Origin of the sequence: Vibrio sp. 10N.222.54.E6, assembly GCF_041473955.1 — a bacterium.
GTDB classification, from domain to species: Bacteria; Pseudomonadota; Gammaproteobacteria; order Enterobacterales; family Vibrionaceae; genus Vibrio; species Vibrio tasmaniensis_A.
On the sequence record NZ_JBFRTD010000007.1, the window covers coordinates 44,049 to 69,550 of the forward strand.

Genomic DNA, 25,502 nt, shown 5'->3' on the forward strand with positions numbered 1-25,502 from the left:
TTTATATTTTTTATGTGTAGACAGACCCGAGGACAATGACAATGGGTGGTATCAGTATTTGGCAACTTCTAATCATTGCTGTAATTGTAATTTTACTTTTCGGAACAAAGAAACTGCGCGGTATGGGTGGTGACTTAGGTTCAGCGGTGAAAGGCTTCAAAAAAGCGATGAGCGATGAAGACAAGCCTGCAGATAAGAAAGATGCAGACTTTGAACCAAAGAATATTGAACAGCAGAAGACAGAAGCTAGCGCTGAAACAACTGCTGAAACAAAGAAAGACAAAGAGCAGGCGTAAATCGTGTTTGATATCGGTTTTTGGGAACTGGTATTAATATCTGTCGTTGGGTTAGTGGTTTTAGGACCTGAGCGTTTGCCCGTGGCGATTCGTAGTATTTCCAAGTTTGTTGGACAAGCGAAAAGCATGGCAAACAGTGTGAAAGATGAACTTTCTCACGAGCTTAAGGTGCAAGAGCTGCAAGAAAACCTACGCAAGGCGGAAAAAATGGGTATGGAAGATTTATCTCCAGACCTAAAAGCGTCAGTCGATGAACTCAAGCAGGCCGCTGCTCAAGTTCAACGTCCGTACGCTAAGCCTGAGTCTGATAAGCCAAGTGAGACTGAACCTAGTGTCACGGAAACTGTGGAATCTGAAACCATTCAGGTCAACAGCGAAGCTTCAGCACCGTCAGATAAGAAAGCCGAATAGTCTCGCAAGGAGGAGTCGCCAGATGCTTGAGTTGCTAGATGTTTAAATCGATAGCTATTCAAGTAGATAACTATTCAAGTGGATACCAATTCAACTGGATAGATAGGTGCGCGGCTCCTTTTCGATCTTCCTGTTTAAGAGGTTTGACATGTCTTCGACTGAGCAGACACAGCCTTTAATTAGCCATCTTCTAGAATTACGTAATCGCTTACTACGCGCGATTGTCGCTGTTCTAGTGATATTTGTCGGGCTAATTTATTTTGCTAATGATATTTATGAATTCGTATCAGCACCTTTGGTAGATCGCTTACCTGAAGGGGCGACGATGATCGCAACGGATGTTGCATCGCCATTTTTTACACCACTAAAATTAACCTTAATCGCGTCTATTTTTGTCGCGGTGCCGTTTATTTTGTATCAGGTGTGGGCCTTTGTTGCTCCGGGTTTGTACAAGCATGAAAAACGCTTGATCATGCCGCTATTGGCTTCAAGTTCTTTGCTGTTTTACTGTGGTGTGGCGTTTGCTTACTTCGTAGTATTCCCATTGGTATTTAGTTTCTTCACGGCTATTTCCTTAGGGCAGGTAGAGTTCGCGACAGACATATCAAGTTATCTCGATTTTGTACTCGCGCTGTTCTTTGCTTTTGGTATTGCCTTTGAAGTACCAGTAGCGATTATCTTGTTATGTTGGACGGGGGCGACAACGCCTAAGGCTCTGTCTGAAAAGCGTCCGTACATTGTTGTCGGTGCTTTTATCGTCGGTATGATGCTGACACCTCCCGATATGATCTCGCAGACACTGTTGGCGATTCCAATGTGTATTCTGTTTGAGATCGGTCTGTTCTTCGCACGTTTCTATGTGCGTAAGCCAGATGCGGATGAAGAGGAAGAAGCTGAATCTTGATTCTGCTGTAAGAGTATAATTGCTAGAGTCCTTCAGCAAACATGACACAATAAAAAAGCGGCCCGAGGCCGCTTTTTTATTGTGTCTGTTTATCGAATGTCGATTATACCTTCGTCATAAATAACGGGTTACGCTCACTTGTTTTAAAGCTCGATCACTGCGTTATTTCTGATGATTTACTGCGATTTATATTATAAACCAAACAGTAATTTAGCGTTGCTGGTCGTTATATTGTCGACTTCTTCAAGGGTCATTCCACGCAATTCAGCGATGCGTTTTGCTACCAATTCCGTGTAGGCTGGCTCATTACGTTTACCGCGATTCGGTGTTGGTGCCAAGTATGGGCAATCTGTCTCTAGAATGACGTAATTCATATCAAGATGTGGAATCACCTTGTCCATTCCTGAGTTCTTAAAGGTCGATACACCGCCTAAACCTAAGTGAAAGCCTAGCTCGTTGATCGCTTGAGCCTCCTCTAAGCTGCTGCCAAAGCAGTGGAATACGCCACGTAAGCTGCCGTCTTGTTCTTTACGAAGTAAGGCAAGTGTCTCTTCAATAGAATCACGAGTGTGGATCACCACTGGCAGATCGAGCTCTTTTGCCCACTGCAGCTGAGTCACGAAAGCCATCTCTTGTTCAGCCTTGAAGGTTTTATCCCAGTACAAGTCGATACCAATCTCACCCACGGCGATAAAGTCATGTTTATCAAACCAAGCTCGAATGGCTTTGAGGGTCTGCTCGATATTCGCATCCACATAACAAGGGTGTAAGCCCATCATTGAACGACACACATCAGGAAACTGAGCTTCCGTCGCTAACATGGGCTCGATAGAAGCTAAATCGATGTTCGGCAATAGAATGGTATCAATACCTTGAACCAGTGCGCGCTGCACGACTTGTTCACGGTCTTCATCGAATTCGCTCGCGTAAATATGAGCATGGGTGTCGATCATTATTTTGTCCTGAAAGCAGTCTTTACTGAGTTGTCATGAGTATACGGCAGTGTGAGGAGAAGGTCATTTTTTGCCATTTATCCCTGTTTTTGAGTGGGTTTTATATTTTACTGCTAGCGTCCTGAGCCATCAGTGATATGCTTTTGCCTGTATTTAGCACTTTTCATATCTAAGCATTTCGGTGCTTAGACTAGGCAAGGAGAATCTAGTGTCTGTTTCAATTCAAGGTCAATTCCCAGGTCGCCGTATGCGCCGTATGCGTAAGCACGACTTTAGCCGTCGCCTAATGGCAGAAAATCAATTGTCTGTGGATGACCTCATCTACCCAATGTTTATCCTGATGGGTAAAGACCGCCGCGAGCCTGTCGAGTCAATGCCGGGTGTTGAACGCTTGTCGATCGATCTGATGCTTGAAGAAGCGGATTACCTGTCAAAATTGGGTGTTCCTGCGATTGCTCTGTTTCCGGTCGTGAACCAAGATGCTAAAAGCTTATGCGCGGCTGAAGCTCATAATTCAGAAGGTTTAGTGCAGCGTGCGGTACGTTCATTAAAAGAGCACGTGCCAAATATGGGTGTGATTACTGATGTTGCACTGGACCCATTTACCACTCACGGCCAGGACGGCATCATCGATGAAGATGGTTACGTGATGAATGATGAAACGACTGAAGTGTTGATTCAGCAGGCGTTATCGCATGCTGAAGCCGGTGCAGATGTGGTTGCTCCGTCGGATATGATGGATGGTCGTATTGGTAAGATCCGTGAAGCGTTAGAGGAAGCGGGTTATATTCATACTCAGATTATGGCGTACTCTGCGAAATACGCATCGTGCTATTACGGCCCATTTCGTGATGCAGTCGGCAGTGCTTCGAACCTGAAAGGTGGTAATAAGAAGAACTACCAGATGGATCCAGCCAACAGCGATGAAGCGATTCACGAAGTGGCAATGGATCTCAATGAAGGTGCGGATATGGTGATGGTTAAGCCAGGCATGCCTTACTTAGACATCGTGCGTCGTGTGAAACATGAACTTCAAGCACCAACGTATGCTTATCAAGTGTCTGGTGAGTATGCGATGCACAAAGCAGCAATTCAAAACGGTTGGCTGAAAGAACGCGACACCGTTATGGAATCACTGCTGTGCTTTAAGCGTGCTGGTGCTGATGGCATTCTGACTTACTTCGCTAAAGATGTTGCAGAGTGGCTTGCTGAAGACAATGCACAAGCAGCCAAGCACTTAAAAGAAAAGTAACAACTTAACGTTAACTTAAGTGATATTCAGTAAAAGGGTTGGCCATTGTGTCAGCCCTTTCGCTTATGAGGATGGAAGAAGATGTCAGTCATAGTACGTGAAGGTTCACTGGGAGAGGTTGTGTCTGTTGTCGAGCAGATCTCTGAATTTGCTAGAAAAGAGAGTGTCGCTTCACTGGCAGCTCGGCTTGAAGGGAAAAAGAGCCTGATCTTAGTGGCTGAAGAGGCGAACGTGTTACTCGGCTTTAAAATTGGTTATGAGCTTAACTCAAATACTTTCTATAGTTGGTTTGGTGGTGTGTCACCGCTTGCAAGAAATAAGGGGGTCGCACAGGCTCAATTAGATGTTCAGGAGCAGTGGGCACAAGAGCGGGGTTATGAGCAACTGAAAGTAAAATCTCGTAACCAGTTTCCTGCGATGCTGTGTTTACTATTGAAAAATGGATATCGAATTGAAAAATTGGAAGAAAAAGAAGAGATTAATGAAAATCGAATCCATTTCGTGAAGCAATTATCAGCTTAATGATTTGCTTTATCGGGGTGATAAATCATTTAAAATGAATTTAATGAGATTTATTATCATTTAGTTGTTGACTATTAAATGAGAATCATTATTATTAACCCTGTCTTAGGGAATGAGGAAATGTTCACAAGGATGTTAAGTACTCAAGTATCAACTTGGTTACCCAACAGAATTCTCGCGAACTTGTACTAAGTTCTTTTTGACACGACATTGCTCACATTGCTTCCAGTGTAATTTATAGCTTTTAGGTAAAGCTGTGGTATTCAATTTGAATGGCTTTACCAGTTTTTGCTAGGCGACATCTTCGGGTGTCGCTTTTTTTATACCTCCAATTCAACAATATGCATATTTAGTGGCACGTTTTTTTATGAATAAAACGCCATCAGCATTCTTTTCCACAATGCAGGATCGTAAAAAGATCGTTGGTCATATGTTCGATCTGTAAAATTATTCTTTATTTTCAGTGTATTGCTGGTGTTTTTTGATTTGTTAACCTTACTTCTCAACAGGGTGGATAAATAATATAAACAGAGTTATCCACAGAACGCTTGCGTCTAAGAACAAAAAATAACAACAAATCGATTATAACGAATACAACCGAGTGAACGGATACAGATCGACAACATGGAATCCAACCAACAGACGTGGCATTCTTAACAGATAATTTCTGTACTTACTGGATTCACAAATATTATGGCTCGTATTCCTGATAATCCATTGATTCTGATCGATGGCTCTTCTTACCTATATCGCGCGTTCCATGCTTACCCTGGCACCATGAGCAATGGTGATATCCCAACGAACGCTGTTTATGGTGTAGTTAACATGCTACGCAGCATGATGCGTCAATTTGCTTCTGATCGTATTGCGGTTATTTTTGATGCGAAAGGGAAAACGTTCCGTGATGACATGTACCCAGAGTACAAAGCAAACCGCCCACCTATGCCTGACGATCTTCGTTGCCAGATAGAACCATTGCACAATGTGATTCGTGCGATGGGTTTGCCACTTATCTCTATTCCTGGCGTTGAAGCAGATGACGTGATTGGTACGTTGGCTTCTCAAGCTTCTGCGATGGGGATGCCTGTACTTATCAGTACTGGTGATAAAGATATGGCGCAGTTAGTTGATGACAACGTTACTCTGATCAACACCATGACCAACGTGGTAATGGATCGCGAAGGTGTGATTGAGAAGTTTGGTATCCCACCAGAACTGATCATCGATTACTTGGCACTGATGGGCGATAAAGTCGATAACATCCCTGGTGTTCCGGGTGTGGGTGACAAGACAGCGACGGCTTTACTACAAGGCATTGGTAGTATCGAAAAGTTGTATCAGAATCTTGATGATATTGCGGCGCTTGGTTTCCGCGGTTCGAAGACGATGGCTAAGAAGCTGGCTGATAATAAAGCCAATGCTGACATGTCCTACGAGCTTGCAACAATCAAGCTAGATGTTGAGCTTGAAGAGACGCCTGAGTCATTGGTAAAAGCTCAACCCAATATCGATGAGTTGATCAAGCTATACGGTCAATTGGTTTTCAAATCTTGGCTGAACGAGCTCCTTGAAGGTGGCAGCGGAGTGGTTGAGGCGGATGAGAAATCTTCCGCAGCGGGAGCTGGATCAGTACGTAGCAGCGCTTCTACTGTAGAGATGAATACGTCTGCCGTGACGATTGATCGTAGCAACTACGAAACGATTCTAGATGAAGCGTCATTCAATGTTTGGTTAGAAAAGCTTAAAGCAGCTGAATTGTTTGCTTTTGATACTGAGACAGACAGCCTTGATTACATGGTGGCGAACTTGGTCGGTCTATCATTTGCGACGGACGAGGGCGTTGCCGCTTACGTACCGGTTGCTCATGATTACCTAGATGCACCGCAACAGCTGGATCGTGATTGGGTACTTGAACAACTGAAACCGATTCTTGAAGATGATGCTCAAGCTAAAGTGGGTCAAAACCTGAAGTACGATATGAGTGTGCTAGCGCGCTACGGTATCGAGATGAAAGGCATCAAACACGATACCATGCTGGCGTCTTACGTTTTCAACAGCGTAGGTGGCAAGCATGATATGGACAGCCTAGCGCTGCGTTTCCTTCAGCACAGCTGCATCTCATTTGAGCAAATCGCAGGTAAAGGCAAGAAACAGCTTACTTTCAACCAGATTGAACTGGGTGAGGCGTCTCCATACGCTGCAGAAGATGCTGACGTGACACTACGTTTGCATAACCGCCTGATGGAAAACATCGAGCAAGATGAAAAGCTTAAAACCATCTATGAAGAAATCGAAGTACCGTTGATCCCTGTGATGTCTCGCATTGAACGCACTGGTGTATTCATTGATGACATGTTGCTAGGCGCTCAATCACAAGAGATTGCGGTTCGTCTGGATGAGCTAGAGCAGAAAGCTTACGAGATAGCAGAGCAAGAGTTCAATATGAACTCGCCAAAACAACTGCAAGCGATCCTGTTTGAGAAAATGGGTCTGCCAGTTATCAAGAAAACGCCATCAGGTGCACCTTCAACCAACGAAGAAGTGCTTCAAGAGCTGGCGCTTGATTACCCGCTACCTAAGTTGATCATTGAGTATCGTGGTCTTGCGAAGCTTAAGTCGACGTACACAGATAAACTGCCGAAGATGATCAACGCTGAGACTGGTCGTGTTCATACGTCTTATCATCAAGCGGTGACCGCGACGGGCCGTTTGTCTTCGACTGATCCAAACCTACAGAACATCCCAATTCGTAATGAAGAAGGTCGTCGTATCCGCCAAGCATTCGTTGCACAACATGGTTGGAAGATTCTAGCGGTCGATTACTCTCAAATTGAATTGCGTATCATGGCGCACCTATCAGGTGACAAAGCGCTGCTGGAAGCATTCCAACAAGGCAAAGATATCCACGCGGCAACGGCTGCTGAGATCATTGGTGTTGATATTGAGAGTGTGATCACTGAGCAGCGTCGTCGTGCTAAAGCGGTTAACTTTGGTCTTATCTACGGCATGAGTGCTTTTGGTTTGGCTAAGCAGCTAGGTATTCCTCGTGGCGAAGCACAACACTACATGGATACTTACTTTGAGCGTTACCCAGGTGTGATGCAGTATATGGAAGACACACGCAGCGCGGCTTCAGAGCAAGGCTTTGTTGAAACCATTTACGGTCGTCGTCTGCACCTTCCTGAGATTCAATCTCGAAATGGCATGCGTCGTAAGGCTGCTGAACGTGCGGCAATCAACGCGCCAATGCAGGGCACAGCAGCAGATATCATTAAGAAAGCGATGCTGTTGGTTGATGAATGGATTCAAGCGGAAGGCGATGGTCGTGTGAAACTGCTTATGCAAGTACACGATGAATTGGTCTTCGAAGTGGAAGAGTCAGCTTTAGCCGAAATTGAAAGTAAAGTACAAGAATTGATGGAATCCGCCGCAGAGCTAGAAGTACCGCTTGTCGCGGAAGCTGGCCACGGTGACAACTGGGATCAAGCCCACTAATCAGTTTTTGACCTTATTGAGTAAATTAGTATGAGCCAGTGCACAAACACTGGCTTTTTTTTGTCTCGAATAAAGTTAAGTCATAAGAAGATTTTGGGTGTTTTAATAAAACGTTCATGAAAAAAAACTACAAAAATGGTTTTCATTTCTGAGCAATTGTTGTACATTAAATCTTGTAGGGTACAGAGGTAAGATGTTCTATCTTTCAGACCTTTTGTTTCACGTTATTGGATTAGGCTGATTCAGCCGCCCCAGTCAGTATTTGACTGGGGCGTTTTTTCTTGTGCGAAAGAAAAATATCTCCAACCTACTATTCCCCCGTAAAATCTCCCATTTTTAGTGCCTTTTGTTACGCTTTCCCTAAGCTCCGTGATAAACACTTGATTGCCTTAGATCTGGAATTCAATCAGCAATTGGTAATTTTAATCCGTCTCTAAGTGCATTGTTTTATTCTTGAAAATAACTTTTATTTTACAAGTGACTCATAATGCATTGATCGTTTACGTCTTATTTATCAGTATATTGAGTGGGTGAATGCTCAATGTAGTCCATGATTTCCTGTTGTTTCTCTGTGCTGTATTTCAGAGCTTCGGCCGTGATCTGGATAGATTGCGCCATAGAAGAGATATTGTTGGTCGCTTCCACCAAGGTTTGCTGCATGGGTTTTAGGATAAGTAGATAGATAGCGGTCAACGCGATAACAATGACAGTGATAACGGCTGCCAACGCAATAATGATTTTAGTTTGGATATCATCTAGCAGTAATTGACTGGTTTTCTTAAAGGCGAGTCGAGATTGGTCTAAGACTTGTGGGAGTTGATTGAGTGATGTCTTGGTGGAGCTCGCAAGCTGATTGATGCTTTCAACGGTTTGATTCAAGGCTTGTTGTTGGTCATTGCTGAGGTTGGGGTTGTTGACTATCGCCTGCAAAGATTGCGATATCACCTCAAGAGACTCACTCGCGTCTTGAGCGTATTTTTCCATACCATCCAAGTCCAAGGTCATATCAACATTGATCAGTGGGGTTTGTTCTTGTTCTGCTTCAGAGGCGAACCCTGTCAGTGAGATCAACATAAGTGCAATGATGGCCAATGGTGTTTTCCACATGAGTATTCCTTTCTCATTGTTCTGTTTATTTAGATGTGTCTTTTAGTATGGTTCACTTCTCTCGTTTCTAACTGATTAATCTTGTCTTTAATTCTCAAGACTTAGGTTTAACTCACTAATTTTTGGGCAAAAAAATACCCCACCTATATAAGGAAGGGTATTAATAAGGCTAAATCACTTGCTGTAAGTGCTTTAACTTCTAATTATAGATAAAGCTATAGATAGAAGAATTACTCTGAGTCGTTTTGCTCTTCGTCCGCTAGCTCATCAATGATCTGATCAGCAAACACAGGTGCAAACCACTCATCCATCTTGGCACGCAGTTGGTCAACGCCGATGCCCTTCATTGAAGAGAAGACATCAACCGCTACATCACCACCGAAAGATTTCGCATCATTACGGATTTTCAGTAGCTGTGCTTTACGCGCACCGCTTTTCAGTTTGTCTGCTTTTGTTAACAAAACCTGTACTGGGATGCGGCTATCGATAGCCCAGTAGATCATTTGTTGGTCAAGGTCCTTCATTGGGTGACGGATATCCATCAATACCACTAAACCTTTTAGGCTTTCACGTCGTTGTAGGTATTCACCTAGCGACTTCTGCCATTTTTTCTTCATCTCAAGCGGTACTTGAGCGAAGCCATATCCCGGTAAATCGACAATATGACAGCCGTCGGTAACCTTAAATAGGTTAATTAGCTGAGTTCGACCTGGGGTTTTACTGGTTTTCGCCAAGCTTTTTTGGTTTGTAACGCGGTTTAGTGCGCTAGATTTACCAGCATTGGAGCGTCCTGCAAACGCAATTTCGATCCCTTCGTCTTCTGGTAAGTGACGAATATCAGGTGCACTGGTAATGAAATGCGTGTTTTGATAATGAATTTTTACGCTCACTGTTAACTCCATCTCGACTTTGTGTAGTCGATTGATTACTTTTTTGTGAATTTGTGTAAAATAACCGTGCTCGGCATAAGGTCGCCTATTGTACCATGAGTGGCAACATAGAGTGGTACTGGAAGCTTGATAATTATAATGGAATGTCATGAAGAAATTAGCGCTAATTTTGAGTCTTTTAGCCAGCTGCTCAGTATGGGCTCAAGGTAGTATTGAAGCTGGTAAAGCCAAATCACAAACATGTGTTGCCTGCCACGGTGCTGACGGCAACAGTCTGATCACTCAGTATCCTAAGCTGGCTGGTCAACATGAGAAGTATCTAGAGAAGCAGTTAAAAGAGCTTAAGCTAGGTATGACGAGTGGTGGTAAACAAGGTCGTTACGAGCCTGTAATGGGTGCAATGGCGATGCCTTTATCTGAAGAAGATATGGCTGACCTAGCGGCATACTACGCATCTCTCCCTATCTCTAGTAACTCTACTCCTGAAAATGTAGTAGATGAAGGTAAGGTTCTTTACACTGCGGGTAACGCAGAACGCGGCGTAACGGCTTGTATTGCTTGTCACGGCCCTCGTGGTAATGGTACCGAACTTTCTGGTTTCCCTAAGATTTCAGGTCAGCACGCAGATTACATCAAGGCTCAACTTGAGAAATTCCGCGATGGTAACCGTAATAACGACATGAATGCGATGATGCGTGATGTAGCTAAAAAGTTAACAGACGCAGATATTGATACCTTATCGAAGTACGTTGGTGGTTTACACTAATATGTCGGTTTCTTGCTCTTAGCCAGAGTAATGAAATGTACGTTCGAGCGAGATTGAAGAGACGCCCCGATCAGTAATGGTTGGGGCGTTTTCTTTTGTATTGATTTTATATATCCGGTTTGTGTTAATGTCTAATTTATCAATGCGTGTTCGAATTGTGTACAAAAGTGTGAGCTCGCACTCTTGTAGTCTTTTTGTAAAAAGGTAAAGTAGCCGCCATCAGCTAGGAGCTGACTTAGATACGGATGGTCATCTAGTCTAACGGTATAGACAGAAACGGATCAGGCTAGGACAGCCCAGCAACAAGGTGTTAGAAAAGGATAGCCAAAACTCATCAGGACGATGAACAACAAACAAATTTGGCATGGAAAGCACCAATAACAAATGGAGATTTGTGTACCAAGTTGAGTATGCAAATTTTGGCCGATATAGGCAGATTTAGAGAGCGATAGGTTTTCCTATCGCTTTTTTTATTGATTTGATGAAAAAACACCCAATACCTCTCCACTATAAACTCAGTTTCTGGTATGTTTCGCATCCCTGTTTAAGGATGTGCTATGTATACTTGTCCCTTATGCCATCACCAAGGCGTGAATCACTATTTTGAAGACAAACGCAGAGCCTATCTGCAGTGTCAGCAATGTGAACTGGTATTTGTTAAACCTGAACAAAGGTTAGAAGCAAAAGAAGAGAAAGCACACTATGATCTCCATGAGAACGATCCTAGTGATGCAGGCTATCGCCGTTTTCTATCTCGCATCGCGGATCCACTAACAGACAAAATTTCATCTAACTCACACGGGTTGGATTTTGGTTGTGGCCCAGGCCCTACGCTATCTATTATGTTAGAAGAAGCCGGACACACCATGGAGTTGTACGATATCTATTACCACCCAGAAGCTTCTGTGTTGGAAAAAACGTATGACTTTATGACTGCCACGGAGGTGATAGAGCATCTTTATCACCCAGACAAAGTGTGGCAGCAATGGTTGAATTTAGTTAAACCCAAGGGCTGGATTGGTCTTATGACTAAACTAGTAATAGACGTAGACGCGTTTGCTGGTTGGCACTACAAGAATGACCCGACACATGTCGTCTTCTTTAGTCGTCAAACATTCCAGTTTTTGGCAGAGCGGGATAAGCTCGAACTAGAATTTTTTGGAAATGATGTAATTTTACTGAGGAAAGTGCAGTAATGGGTCGTAGTAAGAAATCAAGAAAACCGGGAGCACTTGGCGCTCCGGAACCTATGGTTACTCGTAACCGTAGTGAATCTGATGTTGAAGGTCGTGAACGTAAGCGTGTTAAAAAGCGTAAAGGCCTTAAGTCTGGCAGCCGTCACTCTGATGGTAGCGAAGCAAAACAGCGTAAAGCTGCACTAGCTCGCGACCCTCGTTTAGGCAGCAAGAAAAAAATCCCGCTGATTGTTGAACCAGCGAAGAAGTCGACGAAACAAGAGCGCAAGCTATCTAACGAACAAGAGTTAGAGATGCTTGAGAATGATGCTCAACTGAACACATTGCTAGATCGTATCGAAAATGGTGAAAACCTAGGTGCTGGTCTGCAGAAGTTTGTTGATGAGAAACTTGATCGTATCGAACACCTAATGGGCCGCTTAGGTCTGCTAGAGCCAGAAGACGATGAAGAAGAGATCTTCGAAGAAGCACCGGTTGCCTCTAAGAAGAAAGCAAGCTCTGACGAAGACTTGCTATCTCAATTCGAAGATTTCGACTTAGACAGCTTTAAAGGTTAATAGCCAATGAACGTAACCTTATTAGCAATTGCTGGTGGAATTATCATTCTCGGCTTGGGCTCTTACGCAGGTTACCTTCTACTTCAAGTGAAGAAGCAGACGGAGTTGCAAAAGCAGCATCAAGCACTTGCCATTGAAAAACGTAACGCGACGATTTACGAAAACGTAAATACTTTGTGCTTAGCGGGTATTCAAGGCCAGTGTGACTTACCTGAGATCAGTATCCGAGTGTGTATCATTATGGATAACGTTCAGGGTGATGAGCGTGTCGATTTTGATTCTGAGTATCCTGCTCTTTCTGAGCTGTACCATATCGTAAAAGATATGGCTCGCGGAGATGCAAGACAGGAACTGACGAAGAAAGATCGCATGCAGCAGAATCTCACGCGCCATAAGGCAGAGACTCGCTTGAATGATGCGGTCATCGAAGATTTGAAAAGGTTGCAGGAGAAGGTTAAGCCTCTCAACAACCAAATCAACATTCAGATGATCTAGTCACTAAGACTATTTAATATAGAGGCTTGTTGAACACTCCATTTTTAAGACGTGCTGCTTTTAATACCTATGCCTTTAAGACGCTTTGTCTTAAAGGCATATTGTTTTTAAGTCGCCTTGCTTTTTAATAGACAATGTTAAATGGGCTTTCTTACCTTTTGCGTCTCGTTAATCCCGACGCTTTGTTAGTGATCAAGCTAGCAGTTCTGAGTTTTTGTCTGAAAAATTGATTTTGTCTTGGAACGACCTTACTGGTCGTGTGGCAAAATAACCCGTCTATATTTTAATGTATGTAAAATGATTTGAGAGACCTTAGGTTCTCGCGGATCTAAATTGGAAGTACCGCTATGTCGAGCAAGCCAGTAACAACGAATCAGCAAATCGTTTGGGATCAAGAAATCTTAAACAAGTACAACTATTCGGGACCTCGTTACACCTCATACCCAACTGCGTTGGAGTTTCATGAAGCGTTTACTGTCGCTGATTACGACATGGCGTGTACTCAATATCCTGATCGTCCACTCTCTCTTTACGTGCATATCCCATTTTGTCACAAGCTTTGTTACTACTGTGGTTGTAATAAAGTCATTACTCGTCACTCGCATAAAGCGGATGAGTACTTGGATGTGATTGAACATGAAATCCGCCAGCGCGCCTCGTTATTGAATGGCCGTAAAGTGACTCAACTGCACTTCGGTGGTGGTACACCAACGTTCTTGACCAAAACACAAATCACTCGTTTGATGGGCATTTTGCGTGAAGAGTTTAACTTCACCGCTGACGCTGAAATCAGTATTGAAGTTGACCCGCGTGAGATTGAGCTAGACGTACTTGACCACCTTCGAAATGAAGGCTTCAACCGCCTGAGCATTGGCGTGCAAGACTTTAATAAAGAAGTACAGAAGCTGGTTAACCGTGAGCAAGATGAAGAGTTCATTATTGCAATGGTTCAACGTGCGACAGAGCTAGGCTTCCGTTCAACTAACCTGGATTTGATCTACGGCCTACCAAAGCAGACTCAAGCTTTGTTCGCTGAAACATTGAAGCAAGTGTTAGAAATGAAGCCGGGCCGTTTATCTGTATTTAACTACGCACACATGCCGCAACTGTTTGCTGCGCAGCGTAAGATAAAAGATGAAGACCTACCTGAAGCTAAAGAGAAGATGGCTATCTTACAAGATACTATCGAGACGCTAACCGGGGCGGGTTATCAGTTCATAGGTATGGATCACTTCGCATTACCTGAAGACGAGCTAGCCGTAGCACAACGTGAAGGTATTCTGCATCGTAACTTCCAAGGCTACACGACCCAAGGTGAAGCTGACTTAATTGGTTTCGGTGTTTCTGCTATCTCAATGGTCGGTGATGCTTACGCTCAAAACCAGAAAGAGCTGAAGAAGTACTACGCTCAAGTGAATGACCTGCGCCATGCACTTTGGAAAGGTGTTGCACTAGACAGTGACGACCTTCTACGTCGTGAAGTGATCAAGCAGCTGATTTGTAACTTCAAGCTTGATAAAACAATGATCGAATCTGAGTTCTCGGTTAACTTTAATCGCTACTTCAAAGAAGATTTAGAGCTTCTACAAACCTTTATCAACGATGAGTTGGTTGAAGTCGATGACAAAGAAATCCGCGTAACTTTGCGTGGCCGTTTGCTGATCCGTAACATCTGTATGTGTTTTGATAAATACCTACGTGCCAAGGCTCGCCAACAGCAATTCTCTCGCGTCATCTAATAACTCGATAGAGAATAGAAACATAAAAAATGCCAGCATCATGCTGGCATTTTTGTATCTGACTCATTCGGTTTCTGCCTGATTTAGGCGCGGCTCTCTTTGGTGCCCTGTTTAGCCTCTGCGTTTTATTCGACTTTGTTATTCGTTTTAAACTTGGCATTTAGCTTACTGCCTAGGTCGGTAGGCCATTGGTCAAACGGAACTGGACGGCTGTATAAGAAACCTTGAGCTAATGGGCATTGAAGCTGCTTGAGTAGTTCAGCTTGTTGTTGTGTTTCAACGCCTTCTGCCACCAAACTCACTTTGAAACCCTTGGTAATGTTGACGATGGCCGCGACGATGGAGCTGTCTAGGTTCTCTTTTTCCAACTTACTGACGAAGCTGCGATCGATCTTTAAGCAATCAAATGGCAGTTTGTGTAAGTAAGCCAGTGACGAATAGCCGGTACCAAAGTCATCAATTGCAATCGAGATGCCTAGTGCTTTTAGCGTCAGCATATTATCGATGATGGTTTGGTCATTGTCGACGATGCGTGATTCAGTGATCTCTAGCGTCAGGTTTTGGGCTGGTAATTTGGTGTCACGCAGCGTGGTTTTAACCAATTCAATAAATCCGCTTTCACTCAGTTGGTCGACAGATAAGTTAACGTGAATAGAGAAGTCTTTATTCCATTTTCCAGATTCAATCGCAATTGCGGTATCTCGACATGACTTGTGCAAAATCTGCTTACCAATGTCGTAGATCAATCCTGTTTCTTCTGCTAAAGGAATGAACTCCAAAGGTGAGATTATACCCTCGTCCGTTACCCAACGAGCCAAAGCCTCGGCACCTATGGTAGCTCCAGATTCAAGGTCGATTATAGGCTGATAGAAAGGCTCGAACTGCTGAAGATCAATTGCCTTGTTAAGACGTGCCAGCATCTTGGTACGATATCTCGATGCTTTGCCCATTTCTGGGTTGTAAATACTGACACTGGTTTTGTCTTGCTTTGCGTTGCTCAAGGCTATACTGCTGTTGCGTAGCAGCAGTGTAATGTCGTTGACGTTCGAGACATTCACGACCCCCATTGATACTTTGATGACCACGCTTTCTGATTCCATGGCAAATGGGGAGGTAAAGATTCGAAGTAAGCGACTCGTCAGTAGTTGAACGTCATCTATTTGATTGATGTTAGGAGCGTAAATCGCAAATTCATCCCCGCCAGTTCGAGCTAACAGGAAGTTCGATGGTAGCGTACCTCTTAAACGAGCGGCCGCAATGATAAGCAGTTGGTCACCATTGTAATGGCCGAGGCTATCATTAATATCTCGAAAGCGGTCAATACCAATTAAATAAAGTGTACCTTTTTCGTTTTCAGGGTTTTTCTTGGCTGTATCAATAAAGCCTTCACGACTATACAGTTTGGTTAATGAGTCATAGGTAAGTTGAGCCTGTAACGCCTGAAAAGAAGCCTTTAAATTGTTGGTCATTTCATTAAATGACGCAGTTAACATGCTAATTTCATAGATGTTGCCCGTTTTTGGCATGCTCGTCTCCCAGTCACCTTTGGCGAGGCGCTTTGCTGCCCCTGCAGTTGAAGTGATGGGTTGAGTTACGCGATTAAAGGCAATTAATCCAGCGATAATACCAATGCAACTGAGAGTTAGACCGAGTAACCAACTGTTTCTTTGGTTTTTTGGTAATTCACCAAGTAGGCTACTTTCTGGGATCGACATACCAATAATCCAAGTGATGCCGTACTCATCTTCATAAGGGGTAAGTTGATTGAAATATCGTTCGTTATCTAAATTAAAACTAAAGCGCTGCACATTTAAATCATCGATTAGATGAAACTTATCTACATAACGGGCACTTTCACGTATTACCGCGTTAGCACTCTCTGTTGCTAACAAGCGCTGGCCTTTGTCTGTTTGTCCTGTTCCCCAAGAGACCACGCTGCCTCCGCCCGAATGAGCGACTAAGCGCTGTTGCTTATCAATAATATAAACAGAGGCATCCGTTTTATCTTTGAGATCCTTGAGAAAAGCATTAAAGGTGTTGATCTTAATATCGCTGGCGAGGACACCTTTGAGCTCGTTATCACTATAGATAGGAGCGAGAGCCGATAAAGTGATCTCTTGTCGTTCATCTGCATTGGCATAAATTGATGACCATACAGCCTTGTTCTGTGTCACTACTGGAGTGTACCAAGGGCGAACTCTAGGGTCATAACCTGAAATTGTGGTTCGAATGTCTCCGCTAATCGTATTACCACGATAAATGACAAGTTTGCCTTGAGTTCGATCATCCCGAGCCATTAAAGTTAAGCCGCGGTTTGTTTCTTTTCGAAAGCCGACATAGTTACCATCTTCAGAACCAAAGCCGATTACATCAAGCTGAGGGATCGCTTGAAAATGCGCAGAAAACTTGTAAAGAATATAGTCTTGAACCTGACTAAGATTTCCCTCTTTATAAAGGTTGTGATAACCGATGTTATGACTTAGTGAAAGGTTAGCGTGAAATGGCTTTTCTAAAAAATCGGCAAGGCTTTGATGAACGTTATCAGTGAGTGATGTTAGTTGGCGCGCACTAATATCACTCACCATCTCCTTGTAGCTTTGCTTTTGAGTGAAAATCATTACGCCCATAGTGAAGAGAAATATCATCACGAATGGCAGAACCACTGCGGTTCTCAAGGTAATTTGTGTTTTCAAAGACATCTTTAGCTACAGTTTGGATAGATAGTGTACTGTAATTGTACCGATACTATTCAAAGCAAGCGACACTTTTTTAGCTTTAAAAAATATGTATCTAAAGGCATATATAGATCAGTACAACTCTTTGAGTTTACGAGTCAGGGTGTTTCTTCCCCATCCTAAAACTTTCGCTGCATCTTGTTTATGGCCATTAGTATGGTTGAGTGCGGCCTCTAATAATATACGTTCAAACTCGGGTAGAGCATAAGTCAGCAGCTCTTTTTCGCCGGAATCAAGCGCACTCTTGGCCCAATTAGCCAGCAGTTGTTGCCAATTACCATCAGTACCTTCGCTGATTACAACCTTCTCTTCCAACAACTCAGGTGGTAGATCCGAAGGGAGTATTTCGCTGCCGCTCGCCATTACAGTTAGCCAACGACAAATGTTCTCAAGCTGACGTACGTTACCCGGCCAATTGAGCTGATTGAGCTTCAGAATGGTCTCTGGGTGTAGTGTCTTCACTTCTACGCCAAGCTCTTCAGCGGCTGATGCTAGGAAGTGGTGAGTCAGCTTTTCAATGTCCTGTTTACGTTCGCGCAGTGCCGGAATATGGATTCGGATAACGTTGAGTCGATGGAAAAGGTCTTCACGGAAACCACCGTCATGTACTAAGCGCTCAAGATCTTGGTGGGTTGCGGCAACGATACGAACATCGACCTTAACCGCAGAATGTCCACCTACGCGATAAAACTGGCCATCAGACAGCACGCGCAGTAGTCGAGTCTGAATATCGAGTGGCATGTCGCCAATCTCATCAAGAAACAGAGTACCCCCGTTGGCTTGCTCGAAGCGTCCTTGGCGAACACTGTTAGCACCGGTAAAGGCGCCTTTTTCGTGGCCAAACAGTTCTGACTCGATGAGATCTTTGGGAATCGCAGCCATGTTCAGGGCGATAAAGGGCTTTTTCGCTCTTGGGCTGTGACGATGTAAGGCGTGTGCGACTAGTTCTTTGCCTGTACCTGATTCACCATTGATTAGCACGGAAATGGATGACCGAGACAAACGACCAATGGCGCGGAAGACTTCCTGCATCGCAGGCGCTTCGCCAATGATTTCTGGCGCGTTGGTGTCTTCTACTGCTTCACTCGCCTGTTCTCGCTTTTGCTCTTGGCTGTGGGCGATTGCTCGTTCTACTAAAGTCAGTGTCTCATCGATATCGAACGGCTTAGGCAGATACTCAAAAGCGCCTTTTTGATAAGCATTGACCGCAGCATCAAGGTCTGAGTGCGCGGTCATAATGATCACTGGCAGGTCGGGAGAGCGTTGATGAACCTGATGCAAAAGCTCAATACCGTCAATGCCGGGCATGCGAATGTCGGACACCAAAACGTCTGGTGTCTCGCGCTCAAGAGCAAGTAATACGCTCTCTGCATCAGCAAATGTTTCACACTTTATATCCGCAGATGAAAGTGTTTTCTCTACTACCCAGCGGATAGAGCTGTCGTCATCGACGACCCAAACGTATCCCTTACTCATAATTCAAATCCTTTGCAGCCAAATCTATTGTGATAATCATTGTTGTTTTTATTGTTCGGTATTCAGTGTTGCCAATGAAACGTTGTTTCCAGTGGGAGACACAGCTTTGCTTATATCGGCAAATAAATCGTGAATGTGGTGTTGCCCGGCCAGCTTTCAACATCAATTTTCCCATTGTGTTGATCGATCAGGTTTTGAGATATCGATAGCCCTAGCCCTGTACCTCCTTCTCGTCCGCTGACCATTGGGTAAAACAGGGTGTCTTTCAATTCATCGGGGATACCCGGGCCGTTGTCGCAGATCTCAATGCGAGCGGCGAGTTTGTGTCGCTGACCATGAATGTTTGCTTGATGCACCGTTCTGGTGCGAATGGTGATTTTTCCTGATTCTTGAGCCTTCAGAATCTGAGCTGCGTTGCTCACTATATTGAGCATGGCTTGTTCTACCTGTGCTGAATCCATCAAGATGTCCGGTAGGCTCGGGTCGTAGTCTCGTTCGATGACGAGTGTTGAACCTGATTCTAGCTCGACGAGTTGCCTTACTTTTTCAAGTATTTGGTGAAGGTTCTCTTCCGATTTGGTCCCCGGTTTCTGTGGGCCAAGCAGGCGATCGACCAAAGCTCTCAGGCGGTCGGCTTGCTCAATAATGATCTGCGTATATTCATTAAGGGACTGATCAGGGAGCATTTTACCAAGTAGCTGCGCGGCTCCTCTTAATCCGCCCAATGGATTCTTAATCTCATGGGCTAATCCACGCACCAATAGTTTAGCCGCTTGTTGTTGTGCGTGTTGGTTGAGCTCTTGGCTGAGGCGTCTTTGTTGGTCTATCTTGCGCATCTCAACCAATAACAGCGTTTCTCGCTGCCAAGAGATTGGGCTCACTGTTACCTCAAGCATTAGTGGGCGGTTATCAACCACAAAGGTAACGTCGCTGTCTGTGATGCTTTGGCCACTTTGTAGCGGTTGAGTCAACAGCGCTAAATCCAGTGAGGCGTGCTGGATAAGTTGGCTCAGAGGGTGATCAACGATACGTCGTGCACTTTGCGAAAAGAGTTGTTCAGCCGCCGGGTTGGCGTATCGGACATACAGTTGCTCATCGAGCATCAATGTTGAGGTCACCATATTGTCGAGAATGGCGCTGGAAAGATGATGTGTATCTATGCTGTCGCTTTTGGCTGATCGATTCACTATTTCGTCCTTGAACTGGTGTTTTTCTCACTGCACCAAATTGGTGCGAAGCTAAGTTCAAGTATGGCGCATATCAACCAGAAGCTAAAGATAATTCATTAGAGTCGCTGAAAGCTGCTTCGATCAGGTGAAAAGTAGAGGTAATTTGGCCTCTTTTAACACATTGGCTTACTTGAGCGTCGCTCGATGTAAATACACGGTGACTGGACTAGTAGATGCAATAAGCTTGCCGCTTCTATGTGCTTGAATTGCAATGGTGTGAGTGCCTCGATCGATACCTTTCAATTCCCAATTAGGTTGGGTTTGTGGAGCGCCATAACGACGACCATCGAGCATCAATTGCAACTGCTCTCCAATACCAAGCTTGCGGTTGAGTTCTATTTTTATTGGGATTAAGCCACGGTTGCTGCGGATGGTTTGATCATGAACTGGAGTCAGCATGCTGAGGGCTAACTGAGCGGGTACCTCTCGTTTCGTGTTATCCGTTTTTTCCTGAGCTTGAACTGGTGTTGCCATTTTAGTTGTAGAGGGATCTGCAGCGTCAACAGGCGTTGAAGCCTCAAATTTAGGAGCAGGCGCGGAAGCTTGTACGTCAGGTAGGCGCAGAGCCTCCGCACCTTGATCGGTAGGGGTATCACTAAAGTGAAGCACACCATCCTCATCTTCCCAGGTGTACACCGTTTGAGCAGAGCACGAGAATGCGACTGTTAATCCGATTAGGAACAGTATGTTTTTCATATCGTTAGCCTCTTTTCACCGTTAGGTGTTTTCACGTTTGACGTTAGTTTTGTTATTGATTTTATTGTATTTATAGCAACAGCCTCTGAGGGCTTTTGTTTAAGATATGGTACGAGGAAGCTGGGGGAGGGAGAATAGAAAAAAGGCCCGCCTGCGAGGCGAGCCTAATATTTTTTAGTGCTTCTTACATGTTGCAATAGCTTTTATTGCAGTAAGAATTACATGCTAACCGACTAAGGATTAAACTGAGTAGTACAGTTCAAACTCAAGTGGGTGTGTAGCCATGTTCACGCGCTGTACGTCATCAGATTTCAGAGTGATGTAAGAATCGATGAAGTCGTCAGAGAATACGCCACCAGCAGTTAGGAACTCACGGTCTTCGTTAAGTGCTGCTAGAGCACCTTGTAGAGATTCTGCAACTGTTGGGATTTCAGCTGCTTCTTCTGCAGGAAGGTCGTATAGATCTTTATCCATAGCTTCGCCAGGGTGGATCTTGTTCTTAATACCGTCAAGGCCAGCCATAAGCATTGCTGAGTAGCATAGGTATGGGTTAGCTGCTGGGTCACCAAAACGTAGCTCGATACGACGTGCTTTCGGGCTTGGTACTACTGGGATACGGATGGAAGCAGAACGGTTACGTGCTGAGTAAGCAAGCATTACAGGTGCTTCGAAACCAGGTACAAGACGCTTGTATGAGTTCGTTGATGGGTTAGCAAATGCGTTGATTGCGCGAGCGTGCTTGATTACACCACCGATGTAGTAAAGAGCCATTTCAGATAGGCCGCCGTACTTATCACCAGCAAACAAGTTTTGTCCATCTTTGTTCAATGACATGTGAACGTGCATGCCAGAACCGTTGTCACCAACTAGTGGCTTAGGCATGAATGTCGCTGTTTTGCCAAATGCGTGCGCAACGTTGTGTACAACGTACTTGTAGATTTGAGTCTCATCCGCTTTTGTTGTTAGCGTGTTGAAGCGAGTTGCGATTTCGTTTTGACCCGCAGTTGCAACTTCGTGGTGGTGAGCTTCAACAACTAGGCCCATCTCTTCCATTACTAGACACATTGCTGAACGGATATCTTGAGATGAATCGACAGGAGCTACTGGGAAGTAACCGCCTTTAACGCCAGGACGGTGACCTTTGTTACCGCCTTCGATGTCAGAACCTGTGTTCCAAGCGGCTTCTACATCATCAATCTTGAAGAAAGAACCAGACATGTCGTTTGAGAACTTAACGTCATCGAATAGGAAGAATTCTGGCTCTGGACCCACTAGAACTGTGTCTGCGATACCCGTAGAACGTAGGTATTCTTCAGAACGTTTAGCGATAGAGCGTGGGTCACGGTCGTAGCCTTGCATTGTTGCAGGCTCAAGGATGTCACAACGGATGTTTAGCGTTGCATCTTCTGTGAATGGGTCCAGTACAGCAGAAGCTGCGTCTGGCATCATTACCATGTCAGATTCATTAATGCCTTTCCACCCAGCTACTGAAGAGCCGTCAAACATTTTGCCTTCTTCGAAGAAGTCTGCATCAACTTGGTGAGAAGGAATAGAGATGTGCTGCTCTTTACCTTTTGTATCAGTAAAACGTAAGTCGATAAATTTAACTTCGTTCTCTTGGATCAGGGATAGTACATTTTCTACTGACATCTTGGATAACCTCCAGTGTTATTAATTCGGTATTAGCTCGATTCGGTTGAAACCAGCATTGATTAATGTCTATACGTGCATTAATCGATGCTGATTTATCTATAGCCAAAAACGTGCCAAAAAAATTATTCCATTAATTTCAATGATTTACTTGTTTTCTTTATTTGCGAACTCTGACTTTTGCACCAAAATGATCTTTGATTGCACGGTATTGGTGCAACTGTTTATCTGTGCACCAATATGAGACATAAGCGAACACCATTCAGCAATGAATTGCCTAAGTTGTCAATCCACTTTTGTTATTTTACCTGAGATTTGGTTGCCCACTTCGCGGGTGATACTTTTCGATAACCCTACGAATTAGTCGACTAGACACTGTACGGAACCAAAGTTAAGCGGATATGAATCGCTAATAAAGAAAAAAGCCTTGGTTCAGATCACATATTTCTGGGTTTTTGTCTAGAATCTGGTATATTATTGACCGTTTTTTAAATCAAGCTAGCGGTTATTATCCAAACTTTTGAGATAAGTGACGGCTACTTTTATGAGTGAATCGAGAATCCATGTCTACTCCACAGATTGATAAGTTAAGAAATATCGCGATCATCGCGCACGTTGACCACGGTAAAACGACTTTGGTTGATAAACTACTACAACAGTCAGGCACTCTTGAGTCTCGTGGTGAAGCTGAAGAGCGTGTCATGGATTCGAATGACATCGAAAAAGAGCGTGGCATTACAATCCTTGCGAAGAACACAGCAATCAACTGGAATGATTACCGCATCAACATCGTAGATACTCCGGGACACGCGGACTTCGGTGGTGAAGTTGAGCGTATCATGTCTATGGTTGATTCTGTTCTGCTTATCGTTGACGCAGTTGATGGTCCAATGCCTCAAACTCGTTTCGTAACGCAAAAAGCATTCGCACACGGTCTTAAGCCAATCGTTGTAATCAACAAGATTGACCGCCCAGGCGCTCGTCCTGATTGGGTTATGGATCAAGTATTCGACCTTTTCGACAACCTAGGTGCTACAGATGAGCAACTAGACTTCACCGTTGTTTACGCTTCAGCTCTAAACGGTTGGGCAACAATGACTGAAGGTGAAACTGGCGAGAACATGGAACCATTGTTCCAAGCTGTTGTTGATACAGTAGAAGCGCCAGCAGTTGACCTTGACGGTCCACTACAAATGCAAATTTCGCAACTTGATTACAGCTCTTATGTAGGTGTTATCGGTGTTGCTCGTGTTACTCGTGGTTCTGTTAAGCCAAACCAACAAGTAACTATCGTGAATGCTGAAGGCAAAAAACGTAACGGTAAAGTAGGTACTGTACTTGGTTACCTAGGTCTTGAGCGTCACGAAGTAGAACAAGCTAACGCTGGCGACATCATTGCAATCACAGGTCTTGGTGAGTTGAAAATTTCAGACACTATCTGTGACGTAAACACTGTTGAAGCAATGGAACCACTGTCTGTTGATGAACCAACAGTAACAATGACGTTCCAAGTAAACACTTCTCCGTTCGCGGGTAAAGAAGGTAAGTTTGTAACTTCACGTAACATCCTTGAGCGTCTTGAAAAAGAATTGGTTCATAACGTTGCACTACGTGTTGAAGAAACTGAAAGTCCAGACCGTTTCCGCGTATCAGGCCGTGGTGAACTTCACCTTTCTATCCTGATCGAAAACATGCGTCGTGAAGGTTTCGAGCTAGCAGTATCTCGTCCAGAAGTAATCATCAAAGAAGAAGATGGTCAGAAAATGGAACCGTTCGAAACGGTTACTATCGATGTAGTTGAAGAGCACCAAGGTGCGATCATGGAAAGCATCGGTCTACGTAAGGGTGAGCTAACAGATATGGCACCAGATGGTAAAGGCCGTGTTCGCATGGACTTCATGATGCCTTCTCGTGGTCTTATCGGTTTCCAAACTGAATTCCTTACAATGACGTCTGGTTCTGGTCTTATTTACCACTCGTTCGATCACTACGGTCCTTACAAAGGCGGTATCATTGGTCAACGTAACAACGGTGTTCTAATCTCGAACGCGACTGGTAAAGCACTGACTTACGCATTGTTCTTCCTTCAAGCTCGTGGTCGTCTATTTACAGAGCACGCTGATGAAGTTTATGAAGGTCAAGTAATCGGTATTCACAACCGTTCAAACGACCTGACAGTAAACTGTCTGAAAGGTAAGCAACTAACGAACGTTCGTGCATCTGGTACTGATGAAGCACAAGTTCTTTCTCCACCGATCAAGCACACTCTAGAGCAAGCTCTTGAGTTTATCGATGAAGATGAACTAGTAGAAGTAACGCCACTAAACGTACGTATCCGTAAGAAGCTTCTTACTGAAAACGAACGTAAGCGTGCAGCACGTCCAGCTAAGGCTTAATTGCCAGTTGACTAGCTTCTAGCTATTCAAGCAATACGTTTTAGAATAAATAAGAAAGCCCCGTGTAGCCTAGCTGCTCGGGGCTTTTGTTTTATATGGTGTTGGAGTAGATACGGGTAAACGAGATGCAGGATACGAAGGGCGTTCAAGTATTCGTCATCCTCAAGAGGGAGCAACGACCGAGTTGGGGATCTAGCTTTTGATACCTAAGTAACGCTCAACGAATTGAAGCCGCTCATCGACCGACATAAATGGCACTTCGATCACCTCATAACCTAGCTTTTGATAGACTCTGACTAGCGCGTGGTGAATCTCTAATGCCTCCTCAAACGGATAAGGTCTCACATCATCTTGTACGTAAATCGATGCCTCAGGACGACAGAACAGCACTTGGGGGTGGTAGCCTTGGCTCGCTTCTCGGTAGTTCGCATCAATCTCAAGATTAGCCTGAGCTAAGTAACCACAGATATCTGGAATCGCACGGTCAAGAAAAGCAATTTGGTGCTGCTTCGCTTGCTCTTTTTGCTCGCTCATCACGTCTAAACACAAGCGAGCAAAGCCCGGTAGGTCTAACCAAGGTAAGATACCGTTCTCAAGTTGGCTCTGTTGTTCTATCAATTGGCGAGAGGATTCTGCGAAGGTTGGGTAACCTATGTCACCCAAGGCATTAATCAGAGTTGTTTTTCCGGCTCCGGGGCCGCCAGTAATAATGATTGGCTTCATCGTGTTCTGTCTCT

General features: G+C 44.3%; 21 protein-coding genes. 12 read left to right on the forward strand and 9 right to left on the reverse strand.

All coding sequences use genetic code 11. From position 1 onward, the window contains the following. Positions 1 to 41 precede the first annotated feature (41 nt). From tatA to tatC, 3 genes are all read left to right on the forward strand, one after another. Complete coding sequence (gene tatA, locus AB4513_RS02580; RefSeq protein ID WP_009848052.1) at positions 42 to 296, forward strand: Sec-independent protein translocase subunit TatA; 255 nt, start codon at positions 42 to 44, stop codon at positions 294 to 296. 3 nt (positions 297 to 299) lie between these two features. Then, the gene (gene tatB / locus AB4513_RS02585; RefSeq protein WP_004735566.1) at positions 300 to 707 is read left to right on the forward strand and encodes a Sec-independent protein translocase protein TatB; all 408 of its coding nucleotides are present in this window, start codon (positions 300 to 302) and stop codon (positions 705 to 707) included. Positions 708 to 855: 148 nt separating this feature from the next. After that, on the forward strand, positions 856 to 1,611 hold the full coding sequence (gene tatC / locus AB4513_RS02590) for a twin-arginine translocase subunit TatC (RefSeq protein WP_009848051.1): 756 nt from the start codon (positions 856 to 858) through the stop codon (positions 1,609 to 1,611). Between the two features lie 191 nt (positions 1,612 to 1,802). On the opposite strand, the gene AB4513_RS02595 is transcribed toward tatC, so the two are convergent. Next, complete coding sequence (locus AB4513_RS02595; RefSeq protein ID WP_009848050.1) at positions 1,803 to 2,564, reverse strand: TatD family hydrolase; 762 nt, start codon at positions 2,562 to 2,564, stop codon at positions 1,803 to 1,805. A 208-nt stretch (positions 2,565 to 2,772) separates the two neighbouring features. On the opposite strand from AB4513_RS02595, the gene hemB reads away from it, so the two are divergent. The 3 genes from hemB (at position 2,773) to polA (ending at position 7,833) form a co-directional block, all read left to right on the forward strand. Beyond that, positions 2,773 to 3,816, forward strand: coding sequence for a porphobilinogen synthase (gene hemB, locus AB4513_RS02600; protein WP_009848049.1), 1,044 nt, complete (start codon positions 2,773 to 2,775; stop codon positions 3,814 to 3,816). 81 nt (positions 3,817 to 3,897) lie between these two features. Continuing rightward, positions 3,898 to 4,338 carry a GNAT family N-acetyltransferase gene (locus tag AB4513_RS02605; protein ID WP_009848048.1) on the forward strand — a complete coding sequence of 147 codons (441 nt, stop codon included), beginning with the start codon at positions 3,898 to 3,900 and terminating at the stop codon, positions 4,336 to 4,338. 693 nt (positions 4,339 to 5,031) lie between these two features. Beyond that, positions 5,032 to 7,833, forward strand: a complete 2,802-nt coding sequence (polA, locus tag AB4513_RS02610; RefSeq protein WP_102257543.1) for a DNA polymerase I — start codon at positions 5,032 to 5,034, stop codon at positions 7,831 to 7,833. Between the two features lie 507 nt (positions 7,834 to 8,340). On the opposite strand, the gene AB4513_RS02615 is transcribed toward polA, so the two are convergent. Both AB4513_RS02615 and yihA read right to left on the reverse strand, forming a co-directional pair. Beyond that, positions 8,341 to 8,940 carry a hypothetical protein gene (locus AB4513_RS02615; RefSeq protein ID WP_009848046.1) on the reverse strand — a complete coding sequence of 200 codons (600 nt, stop codon included), beginning with the start codon at positions 8,938 to 8,940 and terminating at the stop codon, positions 8,341 to 8,343. Between the two features lie 230 nt (positions 8,941 to 9,170). Then, entirely contained in the window at positions 9,171 to 9,830 is a 660-nt protein-coding gene (gene yihA, locus AB4513_RS02620) for a ribosome biogenesis GTP-binding protein YihA/YsxC (RefSeq protein WP_009848045.1), read from the reverse strand. Between the two features lie 148 nt (positions 9,831 to 9,978). Here yihA and AB4513_RS02625 point away from each other — a divergent pair, with 148 nt between their 5' ends. From AB4513_RS02625 to hemN, 5 genes are all read left to right on the forward strand, one after another. Next, positions 9,979 to 10,596, forward strand: a complete 618-nt coding sequence (locus AB4513_RS02625; RefSeq protein ID WP_009848044.1) for a cytochrome c — start codon at positions 9,979 to 9,981, stop codon at positions 10,594 to 10,596. A 557-nt stretch (positions 10,597 to 11,153) separates the two neighbouring features. Further along, positions 11,154 to 11,792 carry a class I SAM-dependent methyltransferase gene (locus tag AB4513_RS02630; RefSeq protein ID WP_004735576.1) on the forward strand — a complete coding sequence of 213 codons (639 nt, stop codon included), beginning with the start codon at positions 11,154 to 11,156 and terminating at the stop codon, positions 11,790 to 11,792. Then, positions 11,792 to 12,349, forward strand: a complete 558-nt coding sequence (gene yihI, locus AB4513_RS02635) for a Der GTPase-activating protein YihI (protein WP_004735577.1) — start codon at positions 11,792 to 11,794, stop codon at positions 12,347 to 12,349. Before AB4513_RS02630 ends, yihI begins: the two co-directional genes overlap by 1 nt. 6 nt (positions 12,350 to 12,355) lie before the next feature. After that, entirely contained in the window at positions 12,356 to 12,844 is a 489-nt protein-coding gene (locus AB4513_RS02640) for a DUF2489 domain-containing protein (protein ID WP_009848043.1), read from the forward strand. 347 nt (positions 12,845 to 13,191) lie between these two features. Then, positions 13,192 to 14,583 carry an oxygen-independent coproporphyrinogen III oxidase gene (hemN, locus tag AB4513_RS02645; RefSeq protein ID WP_009848042.1) on the forward strand — a complete coding sequence of 464 codons (1,392 nt, stop codon included), beginning with the start codon at positions 13,192 to 13,194 and terminating at the stop codon, positions 14,581 to 14,583. A gap of 125 nt (positions 14,584 to 14,708) precedes the next feature. Here hemN and AB4513_RS02650 read toward each other — a convergent pair whose 3' ends face one another. From AB4513_RS02650 to glnA, 5 genes are all read right to left on the reverse strand, one after another. Further along, positions 14,709 to 17,282: an EAL domain-containing protein gene (locus tag AB4513_RS02650; protein ID WP_009848041.1), complete on the reverse strand. Its 2,574-nt coding sequence runs from the start codon at positions 17,280 to 17,282 to the stop codon at positions 14,709 to 14,711. Positions 17,283 to 17,390: 108 nt separating this feature from the next. Then, positions 17,391 to 18,794, reverse strand: a complete 1,404-nt coding sequence (gene glnG / locus AB4513_RS02655; protein ID WP_009848040.1) for a nitrogen regulation protein NR(I) — start codon at positions 18,792 to 18,794, stop codon at positions 17,391 to 17,393. Positions 18,795 to 18,904: 110 nt separating this feature from the next. Continuing rightward, on the reverse strand, positions 18,905 to 19,981 hold the full coding sequence (gene glnL, locus AB4513_RS02660; protein ID WP_012602997.1) for a nitrogen regulation protein NR(II): 1,077 nt from the start codon (positions 19,979 to 19,981) through the stop codon (positions 18,905 to 18,907). Between the two features lie 168 nt (positions 19,982 to 20,149). After that, a complete protein-coding gene (locus AB4513_RS02665) occupies positions 20,150 to 20,719 on the reverse strand; it encodes a DUF4124 domain-containing protein (RefSeq protein WP_009848038.1) in 570 nt (189 codons plus the stop codon). A gap of 240 nt (positions 20,720 to 20,959) precedes the next feature. Beyond that, positions 20,960 to 22,369, reverse strand: a complete 1,410-nt coding sequence (glnA, locus tag AB4513_RS02670; protein WP_009848037.1) for a glutamate--ammonia ligase — start codon at positions 22,367 to 22,369, stop codon at positions 20,960 to 20,962. A 563-nt stretch (positions 22,370 to 22,932) separates the two neighbouring features. On the opposite strand from glnA, the gene typA reads away from it, so the two are divergent. Further along, positions 22,933 to 24,765, forward strand: coding sequence for a translational GTPase TypA (gene typA, locus AB4513_RS02675; RefSeq protein WP_009848036.1), 1,833 nt, complete (start codon positions 22,933 to 22,935; stop codon positions 24,763 to 24,765). Positions 24,766 to 24,957: 192 nt separating this feature from the next. Here typA and AB4513_RS02680 read toward each other — a convergent pair whose 3' ends face one another. Further along, a complete protein-coding gene (locus AB4513_RS02680; RefSeq protein ID WP_009848035.1) occupies positions 24,958 to 25,488 on the reverse strand; it encodes an AAA family ATPase in 531 nt (176 codons plus the stop codon). Positions 25,489 to 25,502 lie beyond the last annotated feature (14 nt).

Bases quoted from the DNA above. Each gene is read 5' to 3' on its own strand.
- AB4513_RS02640 (WP_009848043.1), top strand. From the start codon at position 12,356: ATGAACGTAACCTTATTAGCAATTGCTGGTGGAATTATCATTCTCGGC.
- AB4513_RS02650 (WP_009848041.1), bottom strand. From the start codon at position 17,282: ATGTCTTTGAAAACACAAATTACCTTGAGAACCGCAGTGGTTCTGCCA.
- glnA (WP_009848037.1), bottom strand. From the start codon at position 22,369: ATGTCAGTAGAAAATGTACTATCCCTGATCCAAGAGAACGAAGTTAAA.
- AB4513_RS02680 (WP_009848035.1), bottom strand. From the start codon at position 25,488: ATGAAGCCAATCATTATTACTGGCGGCCCCGGAGCCGGAAAAACAACT.
- AB4513_RS02625 (WP_009848044.1), top strand. From the start codon at position 9,979: ATGAAGAAATTAGCGCTAATTTTGAGTCTTTTAGCCAGCTGCTCAGTA.
- AB4513_RS02595 (WP_009848050.1), bottom strand. From the start codon at position 2,564: ATGATCGACACCCATGCTCATATTTACGCGAGCGAATTCGATGAAGAC.
- glnG (WP_009848040.1), bottom strand. From the start codon at position 18,794: ATGAGTAAGGGATACGTTTGGGTCGTCGATGACGACAGCTCTATCCGC.
- hemN (WP_009848042.1), top strand. From the start codon at position 13,192: ATGTCGAGCAAGCCAGTAACAACGAATCAGCAAATCGTTTGGGATCAA.
- tatA (WP_009848052.1), top strand. From the start codon at position 42: ATGGGTGGTATCAGTATTTGGCAACTTCTAATCATTGCTGTAATTGTA.
- tatC (WP_009848051.1), top strand. From the start codon at position 856: ATGTCTTCGACTGAGCAGACACAGCCTTTAATTAGCCATCTTCTAGAA.
- AB4513_RS02615 (WP_009848046.1), bottom strand. From the start codon at position 8,940: ATGTGGAAAACACCATTGGCCATCATTGCACTTATGTTGATCTCACTG.
- AB4513_RS02630 (WP_004735576.1), top strand. From the start codon at position 11,154: ATGTATACTTGTCCCTTATGCCATCACCAAGGCGTGAATCACTATTTT.
- polA (WP_102257543.1), top strand. From the start codon at position 5,032: ATGGCTCGTATTCCTGATAATCCATTGATTCTGATCGATGGCTCTTCT.
- AB4513_RS02665 (WP_009848038.1), bottom strand. From the start codon at position 20,719: ATGAAAAACATACTGTTCCTAATCGGATTAACAGTCGCATTCTCGTGC.
- yihI (WP_004735577.1), top strand. From the start codon at position 11,792: ATGGGTCGTAGTAAGAAATCAAGAAAACCGGGAGCACTTGGCGCTCCG.
- typA (WP_009848036.1), top strand. From the start codon at position 22,933: ATGTCTACTCCACAGATTGATAAGTTAAGAAATATCGCGATCATCGCG.
- AB4513_RS02605 (WP_009848048.1), top strand. From the start codon at position 3,898: ATGTCAGTCATAGTACGTGAAGGTTCACTGGGAGAGGTTGTGTCTGTT.